This window comes from Aquabacter spiritensis (genome assembly GCF_004346185.1).
GTDB classification, from domain to species: Bacteria; Pseudomonadota; Alphaproteobacteria; order Rhizobiales; family Xanthobacteraceae; genus Aquabacter; species Aquabacter spiritensis.
Window position 1 is genome coordinate 1 of record NZ_SMAI01000044.1, and the last position, 1,520, is coordinate 1,520.

Consider the following 1,520-nt stretch of genomic DNA (forward strand, 5'->3'; position numbering starts at 1 on the left):
TCCTCTCCGGCACGAATGCCTATACCGGCGGCACCGTTGTCTCGGCGGGAACGCTGCAGGTCGCGGCCGATTCCAATCTCGGCGGCGCGGGTGGCCTCACGCTCGCCAATGCCACGCTCGCGACGACGGCGGACATGGCGTCCGCGCGCACGGTCGCGCTCGACGGCGGCGGCACGTTCAGCACGGCGGCCGACACCAGCCTCACCCTCTCCGGGACGATCTCCGGCACAGGCGGCCTCGCCAAGACCGGCGCCGGCACGCTCGTCCTCTCCGGAACCAACACCTATAGCGGCGGCACCACGATCTCCGCCGGCACCCTGCAGGTCGCGGCCGATGCCAATCTCGGCGGCGCGGGTGGCCTCACGCTCGCCGGCGCGACGCTCGTGACGACCGCGGACATGGCGTCCGCGCGCACGGTCGCGCTCGACGGCGGCGGCACGTTCAGCACGGCGGCCAGCACCAGCCTCACCCTCTCGGGGACGATCTCCGGCACAGGCGGCCTCGCCAAGACCGGCGCCGGCACCCTCATCCTCTCCGGAACCAACACTTATACCGGCGGCACAACCCTCTCGGCCGGCACGCTGCAGGTCGCAGCCGATGCCAATCTCGGCGATGCGGGTGGCCTCACGCTCGCCGGCGCGACGCTCGCGACGACCGCGGACATGGCGTCCGCGCGCACGGTCGCGCTCGACGGCGGCGGCACAATCGAGACCGCCGGCAGCACCAGCCTCACCCTCTCGGGGACGATCTCCGGCACGGGTGGCCTCGCCAAGACCGGCGCCGGCATGCTCGTCCTCTCCGGCGCCAATGCCTATACCGGCGGAACCGTGGTTTCCGCCGGCACGCTGCAGGTCGAAGCCGATTCCAATCTCGGCGGCGCGGGCGGGCTGACGCTGGCCGGCACGACGCTCGCGACGACCGCGGACATGGCATCCGCGCGCACGGTCGCGCTCGACGGCGGCGGCACGGTCAGCACGGCGGCCAGCACCAACCTCACCCTCTCGGGGACGATCTCCGGCACGGGCGGCCTCGCCAAGACCGGCACGGGCACGCTCGTCCTCTCGGGCTCCAATGCCTATACCGGCGGCACCGTTGTCTCGGCCGGCACGCTGCAAATCGCGGCCGATTCCAATCTCGGCGGCGCGGGTGGCCTCACGCTCGCCGGCGCGACGCTCGCGACGACAGCCGACATGGCGTCCGCGCGCACGGTCGCGCTCGACGGCGGCGGCACGCTCAGCACGGCGGCCGACACCAGCCTCACCCTCTCCGGGACGATCTCCGGCACGGGTGGATTGACCAAGGCGGGCACGGGCACGCTGATCCTCTCCGGCGCCAATGCCTATAGCGGCGGCACCAGTGTCTCCGCCGGCACGCTGCAGGTGGGCGGAAGCCTGGCCGGGGCGGCGGTGGTGGCGGACGGGGCCCACCTGACCGGCGGCGGATCGGTCGCCGGCACGGTGACGCTCGCCGCCGGCGCGACGCTCGCGCCCGGCACCGGCAGCACGGCGGGAACCCTCACG

At 73.7% G+C, this 1,520-nt stretch carries 1 protein-coding gene; it reads left to right on the plus strand.

Annotated elements, in window-relative coordinates; genetic code table 11:
* A partial coding sequence (locus EDC64_RS23350; RefSeq protein ID WP_207916176.1) for an autotransporter-associated beta strand repeat-containing protein occupies positions 1 to 1,520 on the plus strand: 1,520 nt, incomplete at both ends.